At 60.3% G+C, this 15,135-nt stretch carries 15 protein-coding genes, 1 pseudogene and 1 riboswitch; of the genes and pseudogenes, 7 read left to right on the top strand and 9 right to left on the bottom strand.

The window, feature by feature from the left end; genetic code table 11:
- Positions 1-161: 161 nt before the first annotated feature.
- On the bottom strand, positions 162-1,058 hold the full coding sequence (locus H7698_RS17850; protein WP_194692329.1) for a DMT family transporter: 897 nt from the start codon (positions 1,056-1,058) through the stop codon (positions 162-164).
- Between the two features lie 80 nt (positions 1,059-1,138).
- On the opposite strand from H7698_RS17850, the gene H7698_RS17845 reads away from it, so the two are divergent.
- Entirely contained in the window at positions 1,139-2,470 is a 1,332-nt protein-coding gene (locus tag H7698_RS17845) for an aminotransferase-like domain-containing protein (RefSeq protein ID WP_194692328.1), read from the top strand.
- Positions 2,471-2,696: 226 nt separating this feature from the next.
- On the opposite strand, the gene H7698_RS17840 is transcribed toward H7698_RS17845, so the two are convergent.
- The 4 genes from H7698_RS17840 to H7698_RS17825 form a co-directional block, all read right to left on the bottom strand.
- The gene (locus tag H7698_RS17840; RefSeq protein WP_194692327.1) at positions 2,697-3,482 is read right to left on the bottom strand and encodes an ABC transporter ATP-binding protein; all 786 of its coding nucleotides are present in this window, start codon (positions 3,480-3,482) and stop codon (positions 2,697-2,699) included.
- Positions 3,479-4,495 carry a FecCD family ABC transporter permease gene (locus tag H7698_RS17835; RefSeq protein ID WP_194692326.1) on the bottom strand — a complete coding sequence of 339 codons (1,017 nt, stop codon included), beginning with the start codon at positions 4,493-4,495 and terminating at the stop codon, positions 3,479-3,481. The genes H7698_RS17840 and H7698_RS17835 overlap by 4 nt, the downstream gene beginning before the upstream one ends.
- On the bottom strand, positions 4,492-5,517 hold the full coding sequence (locus H7698_RS17830) for an ABC transporter substrate-binding protein (RefSeq protein WP_194692325.1): 1,026 nt from the start codon (positions 5,515-5,517) through the stop codon (positions 4,492-4,494). The genes H7698_RS17835 and H7698_RS17830 overlap by 4 nt, the downstream gene beginning before the upstream one ends.
- A gap of 145 nt (positions 5,518-5,662) precedes the next feature.
- Positions 5,663-5,857, bottom strand: a riboswitch (cobalamin riboswitch).
- Between the two features lie 749 nt (positions 5,858-6,606).
- Positions 6,607-6,975: a low affinity iron permease family protein gene (locus H7698_RS17825; RefSeq protein WP_162440612.1), complete on the bottom strand. Its 369-nt coding sequence runs from the start codon at positions 6,973-6,975 to the stop codon at positions 6,607-6,609.
- A gap of 224 nt (positions 6,976-7,199) precedes the next feature.
- Here H7698_RS17825 and H7698_RS17820 point away from each other — a divergent pair, with 224 nt between their 5' ends.
- Genes H7698_RS17820 through H7698_RS17810 form a run of 3 tightly spaced genes read left to right on the top strand, consistent with a single transcriptional unit; the run spans position 7,200 to position 9,096 of the window.
- Complete coding sequence (locus tag H7698_RS17820) at positions 7,200-7,847, top strand: hypothetical protein (protein WP_194692324.1); 648 nt, start codon at positions 7,200-7,202, stop codon at positions 7,845-7,847.
- Positions 7,847-8,278 carry a phage holin family protein gene (locus H7698_RS17815; protein ID WP_194692323.1) on the top strand — a complete coding sequence of 144 codons (432 nt, stop codon included), beginning with the start codon at positions 7,847-7,849 and terminating at the stop codon, positions 8,276-8,278. The genes H7698_RS17820 and H7698_RS17815 overlap by 1 nt, the downstream gene beginning before the upstream one ends.
- Positions 8,275-9,096, top strand: a complete 822-nt coding sequence (locus H7698_RS17810) for a DUF3618 domain-containing protein (protein ID WP_194692322.1) — start codon at positions 8,275-8,277, stop codon at positions 9,094-9,096. The genes H7698_RS17815 and H7698_RS17810 overlap by 4 nt, the downstream gene beginning before the upstream one ends.
- A gap of 49 nt (positions 9,097-9,145) precedes the next feature.
- Here H7698_RS17810 and H7698_RS17805 read toward each other — a convergent pair whose 3' ends face one another.
- The 4 genes and pseudogenes from H7698_RS17805 to H7698_RS17790 all read right to left on the bottom strand — a co-directional run bounded on the left by H7698_RS17805 (position 9,146) and on the right by H7698_RS17790 (position 12,419).
- A complete protein-coding gene (locus H7698_RS17805; RefSeq protein WP_194692321.1) occupies positions 9,146-9,385 on the bottom strand; it encodes a hypothetical protein in 240 nt (79 codons plus the stop codon).
- A gap of 117 nt (positions 9,386-9,502) precedes the next feature.
- A pseudogene (locus H7698_RS17800) lies at positions 9,503-9,625 on the bottom strand (2-hydroxycarboxylate transporter family protein); the annotation flags it as partial.
- A gap of 80 nt (positions 9,626-9,705) precedes the next feature.
- On the bottom strand, positions 9,706-10,083 hold the full coding sequence (locus tag H7698_RS17795) for a cupin domain-containing protein (RefSeq protein WP_194692320.1): 378 nt from the start codon (positions 10,081-10,083) through the stop codon (positions 9,706-9,708).
- 299 nt (positions 10,084-10,382) lie between these two features.
- Positions 10,383-12,419 (bottom strand): NADH:flavin oxidoreductase, encoded by a 2,037-nt coding sequence (locus H7698_RS17790; RefSeq protein WP_194692319.1) that lies wholly within the window; start codon positions 12,417-12,419, stop codon positions 10,383-10,385.
- A gap of 135 nt (positions 12,420-12,554) precedes the next feature.
- Between H7698_RS17790 and H7698_RS17785 the strand changes: the two genes are divergently transcribed.
- From H7698_RS17785 to H7698_RS17775, 3 genes are read left to right on the top strand one after another with little or no spacing between them, the layout of a single operon-like run.
- Complete coding sequence (locus H7698_RS17785; RefSeq protein WP_162440623.1) at positions 12,555-13,214, top strand: TetR/AcrR family transcriptional regulator; 660 nt, start codon at positions 12,555-12,557, stop codon at positions 13,212-13,214.
- Between the two features lie 15 nt (positions 13,215-13,229).
- Positions 13,230-14,069, top strand: a complete 840-nt coding sequence (locus tag H7698_RS17780; RefSeq protein WP_194692318.1) for a pyrroline-5-carboxylate reductase family protein — start codon at positions 13,230-13,232, stop codon at positions 14,067-14,069.
- A 41-nt stretch (positions 14,070-14,110) separates the two neighbouring features.
- On the top strand, positions 14,111-15,112 hold the full coding sequence (locus H7698_RS17775) for an ABC transporter substrate-binding protein (RefSeq protein ID WP_162440625.1): 1,002 nt from the start codon (positions 14,111-14,113) through the stop codon (positions 15,110-15,112).
- Positions 15,113-15,135 lie beyond the last annotated feature (23 nt).

The following is a 15,135-nucleotide window of genomic DNA, read 5'->3' as shown; positions in this document are numbered from 1 at the left end:
TGCCGCAACGGCTGGCTCTGTATACGTCATCCCTGAAGATGAGTGATCAGGGTGCAATAGATTCACGAATCGCTGCAATGGTCTTCTCCGGCGCTTCTTCCATTAACCAGTGACCGGCGCTCAGCAGGACACGGAACAAGTCGTGAGCCTGCCATGGGTCTTTACCTTGAAAACCTTTTCGCCCCCGCGACACATGCAATCACTGCAACGGTCACGCCCAGCATGCCCAGGCTGACATGTTCATGCAGCAGCGTTGCCGCCAGTGCCAGGCCGAAAAACGGCTGCAATAATTGAAGTTGGCCGACCGCGGCGATGCCGCCCTGTGCCAGCCCGCGATACCAGAACACGAAACCGATCAACATGCTGAACAGCGACACGTACGCCAGGCTGAACCACGCGGGCATGGTTACTCCCGAGAAGGAGGTCGGCGCCAGCCACCAGGCCAGTGGTGCCATCACCGGCAGCGACAGCACCAACGCCCAGCAAATCACTTGCCAGCCGCCGAGTGTTCTGGACAACTTCGCTCCTTCGGCATAACCCAGCCCGCAGGCGAGGATCGCCAGCAGCATCAACAGGTCTCCGATCGGCGACGCGGTGAGTCCCTGGGACAACGCGAAGCCCACCACCAGCAGGCTGCCCAGAATCGAAAACAGCCAGAACACCGGACGCGGACGCTCGCCACCGCGCATCACGCCGAACACCGCCGTGGCCAACGGCAGCAGACCGACAAAGACAATCGAGTGCGCCGACGTTACGTACTGCAACGCCAGCGCTGTCAGCAACGGAAAGCCTAGAACGACGCCCAAGGCCACGATAGCCAAGGGCAACAGTTGCGACCGGGCAGGGCGCTGCTCCTTGAACACCAGCAACAGGCACACCGCCAGGACGGCGGCGATGCTGGCGCGGGCAACCGTCAGGAAGACCGGGTCAAATTCCAGGACGGCGACCCGAGTGGCAGGCAGCGAACCGCTGAAGATCAGCACGCCGATAAACCCGTTGAGCCAGCCGCTCGCGGTCTTTTCCAGGGGAAGGTTTTGCAGGTTCGATGCGCGTTCCATTTCGTCAGTCTCACATTTGCAGAACGCCATCCTAGGGACGAGAATAAAGACAATCAAAAAATTGTCATGGATACATCCCGATGCCCCGATCCCGCTACAAATCACTGGTCGATGCGTTCGCTGCCGATATCCGCGCTGGCCGATTACTGCCGGGCACACGGCTGCCCACCCACCGTGAACTGGCGAGCCGTGAAGGGCTGGCGCTGGTAACGGCCAGCCGCGTCTATGGCGAGCTGGAGGCCATGGGCCTGGTCAGTGGGGAAACGGGCCGGGGCACGTTCGTCAGGGAGACCTCGCTGCCCCCCAACCTGGGCATCGATCAGCAAGACGTGGCCGCCGGGATGATCGACCTCAACTTCAATTATCCCTCGCTGCCGGGCCAGGGTGATTTGTTGCGCAGTGGCCTGCGCCAACTGGCGGCGGGCGGCGATCTGGAGGCCTTGTTGCGCTATCAGCCACACGCGGGGCGCTTGCACGAGCGCGTGTCGGTGGCGCGGCATTTGGGCGCTCGGGGGCTGACGGTCGGGGCCGAGCAGGTGCTGATGGTCAGCGGGGCCCAGCACGGGTTGGCGGTAACGATGATGGCTTTTCTCAAGCCCGGCGACGTGATTGCCGCAGACGCGCTGACCTATTCCGGTTTCAAAGTGCTGGCCGAAGCACTGCACCTTGAAATCGCACCGATTCCTGCCGCTGAAAGTGGCCCCAATCTCGATGCGCTGGAAAAACTCTGCCGCAGTCGGCGCGTGCGGGCGGTGTACACCATGCCGACGATGCACAACCCCTTGGGCTGGGTAATGAGCGCGGAACAACGCGAACACTTGGTAGCCCTCGCGCGCAAGCATGACCTATTGATTATCGAGGACGCTGCCTATGCTTTTCTGGCCGAAAACCCGCCGCTGCCCGTGGCGGTATTGGCGCCGGAGCGAACCGTTTACGTCTCCGGTTTATCCAAGAGCATCGCCACCGGCTTGCGCGTGGGTTTCGTTGCCGCGCCGATCGAAAAAGTCGCCGCCATCGAACGAACAATCCGGTCGACCACCTGGAACACACCGGGTGTGATGACGGCCATTGCCTGCGCCTGGCTCGACGACGGCACCGTCATGCAGCTGGAGGAGGAAAAGCGCCGGGATGCCCAGGCCAGGCAGATCATCGCGGCACAAGCGCTGGACGGTTTGCGTTGCGTCACCCATCCGTCGTCGTATTTCCTGTGGCTGCCGCTGTCGGAGGACGCCAGGGCGGATCAGATTACCAAGGCGTTGATGGAAGAAAATATCGCCGTTTCAACCGCCGAACCCTTCGCCACTTCGGTGCACGTACCCCATGCGATTCGCCTGGCACTCGGGTCGGTGGATATCGATACGCTCAAGGCGGCGTTGGCGAGGGTGAAATGGATGGTGGAGGCGTATTCCTGATTAGCCACACCACTTCACCCTGTAGCAGCTGCCGATCCCACCACCGTCCCCTGTAGCAGCTGCCGAGCCTGCGAGGCTGCGTTCGGCTGCGCAGCAGTCGCAATCCGGGAGATACGGTTTACCTGAAAGAATGCGGACCCAGGATTTACGACTGCTTCGCAGCCGAACGCAGCCTCGCAGGCTCGGCAGCTGCTACAGGTTTTGCGGTTGCTGCAGATGCGCAAGATCAGGCAACCGGAGCACTGCGAAACCGCAGAATCCGCGCACCGTCATAAGGATCAATCAGATAGTGCGCCTGCACCCCAAATGTGTCCTGCAGGCGTTGCGGAGTCAGCACTTCAAACGGATTACCCAACGCCACCAGCCGGCCTCGCTCCAGCACCGCCAGGCGATCACAGCCGAGTGCCTGATTGAGATCGTGAAGGGCGATCACCGTCGTCACCGGCAGCGCATGCACCACTTGCAAAATCGCCAGCTGGTGCTGGATGTCCAGGTGATTGGCCGGTTCGTCCAGCAACAGAATGTGCGGTCGCTGGGCCAGGGCGCGGGCGATGTGCACGCGCTGCCGTTCGCCCCCCGACAAGCTGCGCCAGGTACGGGTTTTCAAGTGGGTGGCATCGACATCATGCAGCGCTTGCTGGACGATCGCGTCGTCCTCGCGCGACCACGGACGCAACGCCGACAGCCAGGGCGTTCTTCCCAGTGAAACGGCATCGAGCACACTGATCGAATCATCGGTATCCGCCTGCTGCTCAACCACAGCAAGGATCTGCGCGACCGTGCGGCGCGACAAGTCCTTGAGGCGCTGTTCACCCAGCCGGACCTCGCCCCGAGTGGGCACCCGCACACCCGCGAGCAGCTTGAGCAGGGTGGATTTGCCCGAGCCGTTCGGCCCGACGACACCCAGGGTTTCTCCGCGCCGAATGTCCAGGTGGATGTCGTGCAGCAGCTGCGCATCACGGACATTGAAGCCCAGCCCCGTACAGCTCAATACAGACTCACCGGCACTCATCGCGCATTCCTCCGACCGACCAGGATCAGCGCAAACACCGGCGCACCCACCAGCGCGGTAATCACCCCGACCGGGATGACCTGGCCCTTGATCAACGTCCTCGACAGCACGTCAGCGGCAATCAGGAACAGCGCACCTCCGAGCGCGCTGTAAGGCAGCAAGCGCGCATGTCGAGTCCCCAGCAGCAGGCGCACGGCATGGGGAATCACCAGCCCGACGAACCCGATGGAGCCGACAATCGACACCATCACCGCCGTCACCAGCGCCGCGCACCCCACCAGCAAAAACTGCACCCGGCGTACCGCAATGCCGAGCGACGCAGCGGAGTCGACACCAAACGTGAAGGCGTCCAGCGCTCGCCGGTGCCACAGGCACACCGCGAGACCGAGCAACGCCACGGGCACCGACAACCACACCGATGGCCAGCGCACGCCACTCAGATTGCCCAGCAGCCAGAACATGATGCCGCGCGCCTGTTCGGAACTGGCCGACTTGGTGATCAGAAACGCCGTGAGCGCATTGAACAACTGCGAGCCGGCGATTCCCGCCAGAATGATCTGCCCGGTGCCACTGGACGATCCGCTGACACGCGCCAGCAGAATCACCAGGGCAAAGGCCGCAACCGCGCCGGCGAACGCCCCGGCGGACAACGAAACCGCGCCAGCCCCCACACCCAGCAACGCCACCAGCACGGCACCTGTGGACGCGCCGGCGGAGATGCCGAGCAGGTAAGGATCAGCCAACGGATTGCGCAACAACGACTGCAGGATCACCCCGCAAGTCGCCAGCCCGGCGCCACAGGCAGCGGCCACCAGTGCGCGGGTCAGGCGGTAGTTCCAGACGATGCCTTCGTCGATGGGATCAAGCACATGCCCGGCCGCCCACAGCTTGTTGGCCAACACCTGGAACACCACGCCCGGCTCGATCGGCGTTTCACCAATGGCCACGCCAGCGATCACTGCCAGCAGCAGTGTCACGAACGCCAGCAGCGTGCGAATCAACGTCCTGGTCATTGCGGCAGGTCGTAGCCATTGATGGCGGTCGCCAGTGTTTCAAGGCCATCGAACATTCTGACGCTGGCCTGCATCGCCATGGCGTCGAGGATAATGATCCGGTTGTTTTTCACCGCGTCCATGTTGCGCGTCACCGGGTCACTGCGCAGGAATTGCAGTTTCTTTTCATGATCGTCAGCAGGGAATCGTCGGCGGTCCATACGTGCAATCACCAGGAACGTCGGGTTGGCCTTGGCGATGGTTTCCCAGCCCACAGTCGGCCATTCCTCGTTGGACTCAACGACGTTGCGCACGCCCAAGGTGTTGAGCATGAAATCCGGGATGCCCTTGTGGCCGGCGACGTACGGGTCGATGTCGAGGCTGGCGCTGGAGAACCAGAACAGCGCGCTGGTGTGCTTCAGGTCCTTGTTCTGCACCGTGGCCATCGACTTCGCCAGGCTGGCCTTGAGTTCGGCGTTCAACTGCTCGCCACGGGCCTGAACATCAAAGATCTGCGCCAATTGGCTGATGCTTTTGTAGATGCTGTCGATGCGAAACGCCTCCAGCCGCGTGCCATCGGCGCCGACCAGGTTGTCTTTGGCTTCGCAATCGGAGGGCATCAGGTAGGTCGCAATATTCAGCTCATGAAACTGCTCGCGAGTGCCCACTGCGCCTTGCGGACCGACCATCCATTCCAGCTCCACCGCCACCAGTTCAGGACGTTTGCCGATCACCGCTTCGAAACTCGGCTCGTTGTCGGCCAGGCGTTCGATCTTGTCGTTCTCGGCTTTGTACGTGGCCAGGACATCGTTGAACCACAGCGATGTGCCGACCAGCTTGTCGCTCAAACCCATGGCATAGAGCATTTCAGTGCCGGCCTGGCCAATGGTCACGGCCCGGACAGGCGCGTGCTGGAACGTCAGCGTGCTGCCGCAGTTTTCGACGGTGAGGGGGTACTGAGTCGGGGTCGCCTGGGCGAGGGCACAAAAGCCCAGGCCCGATAGGAGGGTGGAGAGGAGGGTGGCGAAGCGGGGCAGCAGCATGGGGCGATCTCCATTTGAACCGTACAGGGGAGCCGAGGTATACGGTCTGGAAACACATCATCGAACGCTGCTGCAAAGGCAGTGCAAGGCCGATCACCGAAGTGACGCACGCGGCAAGGATGTCCTTCCCGGACACCCCGCCGGTTAGTGATTTGCTTGGCCGGCAGGTCTCCTGACTGATGCGTCATCGCCTGGCCCCGGCCTTCCCGGGGATGATCCCAGTGGCGTTCGTGGAGCAGGCTCAGCATCTACAGTTGCGGGGGCAGTTCCGTTTGATGCTGTGTGAGCATCACGGATTCCCTATTAATCCCATGTGGAAACCGGCGGCGGCATGGTAGTCGATCAGACCGTCCGAGGGGAACCTGTCTAACCCCGATGCACCCAGATCCACTGTAGGAGCAAAGCGTGCTCGCGATGGCGTCCTCATGAACGACCGTTTTTTCCGGATGTACCCCGATCAACTGTAGGAGTGAGCCTGCTCGCGATGACGGCCTCATGGCCGATGAGTATCCCCTGATGCACCCGGATCAAACTGTGGGAGCTGGCTTGCCAGCGATGGCGGCCTGACAGCCGATGAGTATCTCCCTGATGTACTCGGATCAAACTGTGGGAGCTGGCCTGCCGGCGATGGCGCCCTCATAGCCGATCGATATTTGCTGATGTACCCGATCAAACTGTGGGAGCTGGCTTGCCAGCGATGGCGGCCTGATCGGCGGTGAGATTCTTGCTGGTGTCCATATCCATTTCTGCGGTTACGGCGGCTATTGGTTTCGCCCTTACGGCGAGTCACTTGGAAGAGCCCCAAGTAACCAAGGGCTCTTGCCCCTTTCGTGCGGTGCCTCGCTGAGGCTCGGCATACCCTCGCTCCGGTCCTGCTCCGTGGGCCCGCCGCCATCGGCCATCCATGGCCGGGGGCGGCTAACCCGGCATCCATGCCGGGTTGCCCACTGCGCAGAACCTGCGCTCGGCCTTACGAGGGGGCAAGAAGATCAAAAGCAAATCAAAAGCAGATCAAGTGCAGATCAAGTGCAGATCAGAAGCCGACCGAACTGCGTTTTTTCCACGTATTGGGTGCGTTTGCCGTAGGCCTCAATCACTCACCTTGATCGCCTCAACATCCCCCAAAGCGCTGTAATGCTTACGCAGCTTGCGCAGTTCCCGACTGCCCATTTTGTCCAATGACAAAGTCGCGTTCTGTGCCTCCTGAGTGGCTCGAATCAACTCGTCGATTTTCAGATGCAAGATATCGTTGTCGCGGTTTTGGGTGTTCTGGATGAGGAAGACCATCAGGAACGTGATGATCGTGGTGGAGGTGTTGATGATCAGTTGCCACGTGTCGTTGTAGTGGAAATAGGGACCTGTGAGCGCCCATACGATGATCAGGACAATGGCGGTGAGGAAGGTTTTTGAGCTGCCGGCTCGATTGGAGAGTGCCTGGCAGAATTGTGCGAATTTCATGAATGCCTACTCTTGCGATGGTCAGTGATAGACCGCAGTGATTCTTTGAAATTCTTTTTACTTCTCCTTTGTCCGTGAGCGTTTCCTCCCGTGTATCCGAGGGCTCACGTCGCTCATCATTTTGTTGGAACTCCTTTCAACGTCGCTCCGTCATCTGAACTGAGGGGGGCTGCGAGCGCTCGTGGCGTACCCGATAACGCTTTTTTTGAACAGCGAGGGACGTCATGAATAGTTCAGACAGCAGGACTGACGGTCAGACCGATCGTCAGGACTCCGGAAGACCGGAAGCCGATTTTCAACATTTGAAGGAGGGCGTTACCGAGGCCCTGGGTGATGCGCGCCAGCAGGGGGATGTGCAGTTCGGGCAGTACCGTGACACAGCGGCAGACCAGATCGAGGCACTGGCCCAGGGGGCGAAATCTTTCGTCTCCGAGATTGAAAGCAAGGACACGCTCGGCATGTCCGATTACCTGGCCGACATGGCCGAGTCCATGAGCGGGCTGGCCGGTAATCTGCGTGGCAAAAGTGCCGAACAGCTGCTGCACGATGCAGCCAATCTGGCGCGCAGCAACCCCACGCTGTTCATTGCCGGCAGTGTTGCCCTGGGCTTCGGCCTGTCGCGATTCCTGAAAGCGGGCACGTCTGCGGCCTATACCACCACCCGCGACAGTGACCCCGCCATGGGCAGCTCCAATCCTCCTTCCGGTGGTTTCGGGGCGCAGCGACCGTATGAAACGTCTGTCCCGCCACGCACCGATTCGGGTGCTGGCTTGGCCACCGGCATCACGCCAGCCTCGCCAAATGAGCAAGACCACCCTTCGGACTTCGCAACGCCTGCCAGACCAACGTCCGACTTCAACGGAGCATTGTGATGAACAGAGAAGATACTGAGTTGCCGGGCTCAAGACCGGTGCCTGCGGTCGATACTGACGCTTCGGTGGTGGGGCTGTTGCGGCAGTTGTCGCGGGAAGTGCCTGCGCTGTTTACCAAGGAGCTGGCGTTGGCCAAAGCCGAACTTCAGGCCAGCCTCACGACACTCAAGGCCGGTATTGCCGGCGTCGCCGGCGGTGCGATTGTGCTGTTGGCCGGGTTCATCATCTTGCTGATGTCGGCGGTCTACGCGTTGGCCATGGTGATGGCGCCGTGGCTGGCGGCGTTGATCGTCGGGGTCGTGGTGATGATCATCGGGTTCGCCATGTTGCAGTCAGGAAAAAAACAATTCGAGCCGTCCCGCTTCAAACCGGATCGCACACTGGACGCGCTGAATAAAGATCAGGAAGCGCTGCGGAGGAAAGTCTCATGAACAGTGAATTCGAACTTGAGTCGGAAAAAAGCCCGGAAACGATCGAGCGTGAAATCGACGCGCAGCGTGCCAGTATCGGCAACATCGTGGACGCACTGGAGAGCAAATTCACTCCGGGGCAGATGTTCGATCAGGCGCTGGGTTTGATGCAGAGCAATGGCACAGTGTTCCTGTCCAACCTGGGGACCAGCGTGCGCAACAATCCCGTGCCCGCCGTGCTGACGTCGGTGGGATTGTTGTGGTTGATGATGAGTCAGAATCGTCCACCTGCACCGCGTCCCGGCTATAAGGTCGGGCCGGATCAGAACACCGGCGAGTGGGCCGATGGCCTGGCGGACGGCATCGACAGCGCGCGTCACCATTTGCACGACACCGCCGACTCGCTCAAGGAGGGCTATCAATCCGTCAAAGGCAAAGCGGCGAACCTGACCGATAACCTGGGCGCCGCCACCGATAACATCAGCCACGCCATGCATGATGCGAGCGATCGGTTGGTGCACAGTACCCAGGTGATGAGCAATCAGTTCACGCAGTTGTTGAAGGAACAGCCTTTGATGGTCGCGGCTGCGGGTATCGCATTAGGGGCCATGTTGGGGGCTGCGTTGCCGTCGACGGCGACCGAACAACGCTATCTCGGCAAGACCAGTGCGGGACTGACCGATAAGGTCAAACAACAGGCTCGCGAGGGCTTCGAAGCGGTCCGCGATACCGTGACCAAAACCACTGATCATTCGGATGAGGATGTAAACGCGGGAGGGCAACAACGTACTGCCAGCGATACTCCAGCTGACCTGTCGCGAGGATTGGGTACCTCTTGAAAAACCCGACGCGGGAGGCCTGCAATGGCCTCCTGCGTCAAGTGGGGGATCAGTTGCCGTCGGCAACCTTGCGTTCTATCTCGTCCACTTTTCGATTGAGCTCTTCAGCGTCCTGCTCTTTGGTTCGGGTCGAGGAGGGCGTGATGGCTTCATCGACGCCTTTGGTGTCGCTGTCGGGGTCCTCTAGGTCTCTCTCAACCACGTTCACCGGTTTGCCGGACGTATCCTGTGGCGGAGCGTTTGACGTTGCAGGTGCTTTGCCATCGGTATAACGGTCGTCGTTGTTCATGTCGTTACCTCCAGTTGTCTGTTCATTGGATGCAGCGACAAGGCTGGAGTTCGAGATTTTTTGCGGTGGGGCCGTAATCCATCAACCAACGTTCAAAGAGATGTTCCTGCGCAGGCCTCAGGCGAAAATCCCCAGGAGAATGGTCGCCAGAATCACCGTCGAAGCACCGCCGATGCGTGTTGAAATCTGCGCGAACGGCATGAGTGACATGCGGTTGGCCGCCGACAGGATAGCAACCTCGCAGATCTTGCATCAAGAGCGGTTAAGTGAAGGCGTTGCGCACGTAATGTGAATAATAGGATGGCAATTTAGGGTGCAGCTCAGCGCCGCGTGTAAACCACCATCAATACGGCGCCGTCGACCGAACCAGCACTGTGGGCCGCATCGGGGGCGCGGCAACAGTAATCGCCGACGTTCAGCGTTCGATTCTGATCGAAGAACGAGCCCTGGAGGACGAACAACTGCTCCAGCTCTCCTTCATGGGTATGGCTGGCGGCATGAGCGCCGGGGTCGACCTTCATCAGCATGGTTTTTTCACCGCGCGAGGCGTCCTCGAACAGCGGTTTGATCCAGAACCCTGGCGTGGTGGTGGGCTGCCAGTCATCGGTGTCCGCGCAGTAATACTGCGAGCCTGCCACCGGTCCTTGAACGCCGTTTTTGCCGGCGATTTTCCAGGAGGGGGTGTCTTTGTTTGGCATGAGTGTTTACCTCTATGGTCTTCGTAGCTGGCGCAGCCTGCAGCCTGAACTCTGAACTCTGAACTCTGAACTCTGAACTCTGAACTCTGAACTCTGAACCCTGAACCCTGAACCCTGAACCCTGAACCCTGAATCCTGCACCCTGCACCCTGTGGCGAGGGGATTTATCCCCGTTGGGTCGCGCAGCGGCCCCAGAATCTTTACGACTGCTGCGCAGCCGAACGGGGCGGTGCGACGTTTCGCTAAATCCCCTCGCCACAGGATGCAGGCTTCACCAGCTGCTGCAGGAATCTCGTCGTTTATAGATCCTTGACCAACCTTAACGCATCGTAAATCGCTGCGTGGGTATTGCGCGCAGCAACCGCATCACCAATTCGAAATAACTGAAACCGCCCCTCGGGATGCGTCACGACCTGTTGGGGATTGCCGACGATCAAATCGTGATGCTCAACCACGCCACCATTGCTGGAGGCGGGTTTCAATTCGAAATACAGCTCGTCCAGAGGGCGGGTGCCATGGTTGATCACCACCTGATCGACCCGTCGAACCTTGCGCGCACTGCCATAGTCACTGTCGATGGTCGCCAGCAGGTCTGTTCCGTCGCGCTCAACGGAAAGCAGGCGGAAGGTCACGGTGAAGGTCGTGTCCAGCGCTTGCAGCGAGCGCATGTAGGGCACCAGATTCATCGCCATGACTTCCGGGGCGAAGGTTCGGTCCGGCGTCATGATCTCGATCTTTGCGCCGCTCCTGGCGATGAATTCTGCCGCTTGCAGTGCGGCGTGGTCGCCGGCGTCATCGAACAGCAAAACATTGCGCCCAGGCTTCACGTCCCCGGAAATAATGTCCCAGGTCGAGACCACCAGCTCATTGCCGCTCGAGAGAATCTCGGTGTGGGGCAGGCCGCCGGTGGCGATGATGACCACGTCTGGGTTCTCGTCGTGGACAGTGCTGGCCTCGGCCCAGGTGTTGAAGTGGAAGGTGACACCCCGCGCCATGCACTGGGCCATGCGCCATTCGACGATGCTGATCATTTCCCGCCGGCGCTCGGACTGCGCCGTCAGCCGAACCTGTCCGCCCGCCTGGTTGGCGGCTTCGAACACCACCACCTCATGACCACGCTCGGCCGCCACCCGCGCGGCTTCCAGCCCGGCGACACCCGCGCCGACAATGACGATTTTGCGTTTCTTTGCTGCCTTTGGAATGTCGTGGGGCAGGGTGGTTTCCCGGCCGGTGGCTGCGTTGTGGATGCAATAAGCTGCGCCGCCCTGGTAAATCCGGTCGAGGCAATAGTTGGCGCCGACGCAAGGGCGGATATCTTCTTCCCGACCTTCGATGATCTTGCGCACGATATGGGGATCGGTCATGTGCGCGCGGGTCATGCCGACCATGTCGACCTTGCCCGAGGCGATGGCATGGCGGGCGGTGGCCACGTCGGGAATCTTCGCGGCGTGGAAGGTCGGGAAGTCGGTGGCGGCGCGGATTTCTCCGGCGAAATCCAGGTGCGGGGAGTTGCGCATGCCCTGGATTGGAATCAGGTCAGTGAGACCGGCGTCCGTGTCGATGTGCCCCCGGACGACGTTGAGAAAGTCCACCATGCCGCTGTCTTTCAAGCGTCTGGAGATGTCCAGGCCATCCGCGGGCGTCAGTCCGCCGGGCAATTGCTCGTCGCCGGTGTAGCGCACGCCGACGATAAATTCCTGGCCGACGCGCTGGCGAATGGCGCGCAGGATGTCGAAGGTGAAACGCAGACGGTTGTCGATCGACCCCCCGTACGGCGCATCCAGATCATTGGTCAGCGGCGACCAGAATTGATCCATCAAGTGCCCGTAGGCCTGCAGTTCGATGCCATCCAGACCTGCGAATTTCATCCGCTCCGCGGCGTCGGCGTAGTCCTTGATGATGCGCTCCACGTCCCAGTCTTCCATTTTCTTCGGAAAGGAACGGTGAGACGCCTCGCGCTCGAACGACGGCGACACCACAGGCAGCCAGTCACCTTTGTCCCAACGGGTGCGGCGACCCAGGTGCGTGAGTTGAATCATCACCGCCGCGCCATGTTCGTGGCAGGCGTCGGTCAGGTCCCTCATCCAGCCGACCACCTCATCCTTGTAGGCGAGGATGTTGTTGAACACCGGTGGGCTGTCCCGGGAAACCGCCGCAGAGCCGGCCGTCATGGTCAAGGCCACACCGGCCTTTGCCCGTTCGACGTGGTAGGCGCGATAGAGGTCCTTGGGCATGCCGTCCACGGGATACGCCGGTTCGTGGGCGGTGGTCATGATGCGATTGCGCAGTGTCAGGTGCTTCAACTGATAGGGCTGGAGGAGCGGATCATTCAGCATCGTCAAGACTCTCCGGAAGCGACAGCGGACCAGGTTTGAAATTACGTTAGGGTGAAATGTACACCTGTGTCAACAAGCTGGACACAGGTGTACATTTTACTTGCGTGACGTCGGATCAGCGACTAGGATCGAGCCATGAACGAACAAACCAAAGTGATGGACACAGGCTGGAGAGGGTCGCCGGAAGGGTGGCTCGATGCCGCGTACGAAAGCCTCACCGAGTGCGGTGTGGACACCGTGCGGGTGATGCCGCTGGCGAAAAAACTCGGGCTGTCGAGAACCAGCTTCTACTGGTTTTTCAAGGATCGTGAAGAGCTGCTCAGTGCGTTGATCGAACGTTGGCGGGTGAAGAACACCGGCAATCTGGTGGCCCAGACCGAGTGTTACGCCGAGAGCATTGCCGAGGCGATGCTGAACGTTTTCGACTGCTGGCTTAACCCGGACCTGTTTGATTCACAGTTCGAATTCGCCATGCGCAGTTGGGCCTTGCAGTCCGCTGAAGTGTCCGAGCACATCAGGGTGGCCGACATCGCCAGGCGCGAAGCCTTGATCCGCATGTTCGTGCGCTTCGACTACGACTTCAACGCCGCCGACGTGCGGGCTCGAACGATCTACCTGACACAGATTGGCTACATCAGTACCAATACCCGAGAGGACGTCGGGGAACGTATGCGGCGGATTCCCGAATACGTGAAGATTTTCACCGGCCAGGAACCCCTGGAGCGCGAATTGAAACGCTTCTACGCCCGCCATGGCTACGAGATGGACGAGGTGTCACCGGCGACTTCCGACTGACGAAGGCAGGTTCAAATGTTTGAAGAACCCACGATAGGCATTATCGGTGGATCGGGATGGCTTGGCCGTTCGATTGCCCTGACGATGCTCGAAAAGTCGTTTATCCGGCCTGAGTCGCTGGTCCTGTCGAACCGCAGCGCCCGCCATCCCTTATCGACGACCCAGTGGCCGCAGGTGACGGTCACGCAGGATAACCAGGCGCTGGTGGATCGCTGTGAGGTGGTAATCGTGTCGGTACGTCCGGAGCAATTTGCCCAAGTACGGATTGCAGCTCAAAACAGTCTGGTGATTTCCCTGATGGCCGGCGTGTCCGTGGACGAGGTGATGCAGCAAACCGGTAGCCGCCAGGTGATTCGCGCCATGGCCAATGCCGCCGCCGAGATCGGCAAATCCTATACGCCGTGGTTTGCCGCACCGGACGTCAGCGCCGAGCAAAAAACGTTTGCACAGCGGCTGTTCGAAACCTTCGGCAGCGCCGATGAAGTCTTCGAAGAGCACCAGATGAATTACCTGACGGCGCTGGTCGGAACCGGGCCTGCCTACCCCGCGTTGCTGGCGCGCAGCCTGTGTGACGACGCCTTGAGCCGAGGCCTGGCGCCTGATGTTGCCCGCCGTGCCGCACATGCCGTGGTCGTGGAAGCCAGCCAGCTGATCGGCAAGGAACACTCGGTCGACGAACTTCTGGAGATGCTGAGCAGTTACCGCGGCGTCACCGCCGCGGGCCTCGAGGGCATGGTGACAAACGGTTTCGATAAAACAATAAAAGCAGGTCTGGACGCCGCGACACAGGTCGCACGTTCAATGAGTCCTTTTGCCCGTTCTGCTGACAAGAAAGAAGGTCCAATGACGCGGTAGTTGACCCTTCCTTAATTCCGGCCGCAATCGAGGGTGCGTTTATGAATGCAAAGTCTTTCTCGAAGACTGGACTGGCGCTGGCGATGGTCGCCTTCAGTGGCTGGGTAGCAGCAGCTGAGTGCGGGGATGTAACGATTGCCAACATGAACTGGCAATCCGCCGAAGTGATGGCCAACGTCGACAAGCTGATCCTGAATGCCGGCTATGGCTGTAACGCGGACCTGGTGACGGGCGATACGGTGCCCACCATCACCTCCATGGTCGAAAAGGGCCGGCCCGATATTGCGCCCGAGGGCTGGATCGACCTGGTTCCGGAGGTCGCCAAAACGGGCATACAAAGCGGCAACCTGATCCAGGCCGCCAACTCGTTGAGCGACGGTGGATCCCAGGGCTGGTGGATTCCGAAATACATCGCTGACGCTCATCCGGACATCAAGAGTTTCGACGATGTGAAAAAACACCCGGAACTGTTCCCGGCCCCAGACGACAAGAAAAAAGGTGCGATCTACAACGGCCCGCAAGGTTGGGGCGGCACTGTCGTCACCGCACAATTCTACAAAGCCTACGGTTTCGAGAAAGCCGGTTTTGAACTGGTCGACACCGGTTCGGCAGCGGCGCTGGACGGCTCTATCGCCAAAGCCTACGAACGCAAGGCGCCGTGGCTCGGATTCTACTGGGCACCCACGGCACTACTGGGCAAATACCCGATGGTGAAACTGGACAATGGCCATCCCGTGGACGCGGCGGAGTGGAAGCGATGCAACACGGTCGCCGACTGTCCTGACCCCAAACCCAACGGCTGGCCGATCGATCGGGTGTACACCCTGACCACCAAGTCCTTCGCCGCCCGCTCGCCGACCGTCATGGCGTACTTGAACAAGCGCGCCTGGTCCAACGAAACGGTGAACAAACTGATTGCCTGGATGACCGATAACCAGGCGACCGGTGAGGAGGGCGCGAAGTATTTCCTCAAAAATAACGAAGCGCTGTGGAGCCAATGGGTGACCCCTGAAGCGAGCGGCAAGATCAAAGCTGCGCTTTAATCCCATGAGTCGATGCAGCCCGA

This window comes from Pseudomonas sp. p50(2008), assembly GCF_015351605.1.
Lineage (GTDB): Bacteria > Pseudomonadota > Gammaproteobacteria > Pseudomonadales > Pseudomonadaceae > Aquipseudomonas.
The sequence above is the reverse complement of the archived record's forward strand: the minus strand, read 5'-3'. Positions and strand labels throughout refer to the sequence as shown.

Excerpts from the sequence above, each read along its gene's own strand:
- H7698_RS17785 (WP_162440623.1), top strand. The coding sequence starts at position 12,555 with ATGAACGAACAAACCAAAGTGATGGACACAGGCTGGAGAGGGTCGCCG.
- H7698_RS17825 (WP_162440612.1), bottom strand. The coding sequence starts at position 6,975 with ATGAAATTCGCACAATTCTGCCAGGCACTCTCCAATCGAGCCGGCAGC.
- H7698_RS17850 (WP_194692329.1), bottom strand. The coding sequence starts at position 1,058 with ATGGAACGCGCATCGAACCTGCAAAACCTTCCCCTGGAAAAGACCGCG.
- H7698_RS17820 (WP_194692324.1), top strand. The coding sequence starts at position 7,200 with ATGAATAGTTCAGACAGCAGGACTGACGGTCAGACCGATCGTCAGGAC.
- H7698_RS17815 (WP_194692323.1), top strand. The coding sequence starts at position 7,847 with ATGAACAGAGAAGATACTGAGTTGCCGGGCTCAAGACCGGTGCCTGCG.
- H7698_RS17845 (WP_194692328.1), top strand. The coding sequence starts at position 1,139 with ATGCCCCGATCCCGCTACAAATCACTGGTCGATGCGTTCGCTGCCGAT.
- H7698_RS17830 (WP_194692325.1), bottom strand. The coding sequence starts at position 5,517 with ATGCTGCTGCCCCGCTTCGCCACCCTCCTCTCCACCCTCCTATCGGGC.
- H7698_RS17805 (WP_194692321.1), bottom strand. The coding sequence starts at position 9,385 with ATGAACAACGACGACCGTTATACCGATGGCAAAGCACCTGCAACGTCA.
- H7698_RS17790 (WP_194692319.1), bottom strand. The coding sequence starts at position 12,419 with ATGCTGAATGATCCGCTCCTCCAGCCCTATCAGTTGAAGCACCTGACA.
- H7698_RS17840 (WP_194692327.1), bottom strand. The coding sequence starts at position 3,482 with ATGAGTGCCGGTGAGTCTGTATTGAGCTGTACGGGGCTGGGCTTCAAT.
- H7698_RS17775 (WP_162440625.1), top strand. The coding sequence starts at position 14,111 with ATGAATGCAAAGTCTTTCTCGAAGACTGGACTGGCGCTGGCGATGGTC.
- H7698_RS17795 (WP_194692320.1), bottom strand. The coding sequence starts at position 10,083 with ATGCCAAACAAAGACACCCCCTCCTGGAAAATCGCCGGCAAAAACGGC.
- H7698_RS17780 (WP_194692318.1), top strand. The coding sequence starts at position 13,230 with ATGTTTGAAGAACCCACGATAGGCATTATCGGTGGATCGGGATGGCTT.
- H7698_RS17835 (WP_194692326.1), bottom strand. The coding sequence starts at position 4,495 with ATGACCAGGACGTTGATTCGCACGCTGCTGGCGTTCGTGACACTGCTG.
- H7698_RS17810 (WP_194692322.1), top strand. The coding sequence starts at position 8,275 with ATGAACAGTGAATTCGAACTTGAGTCGGAAAAAAGCCCGGAAACGATC.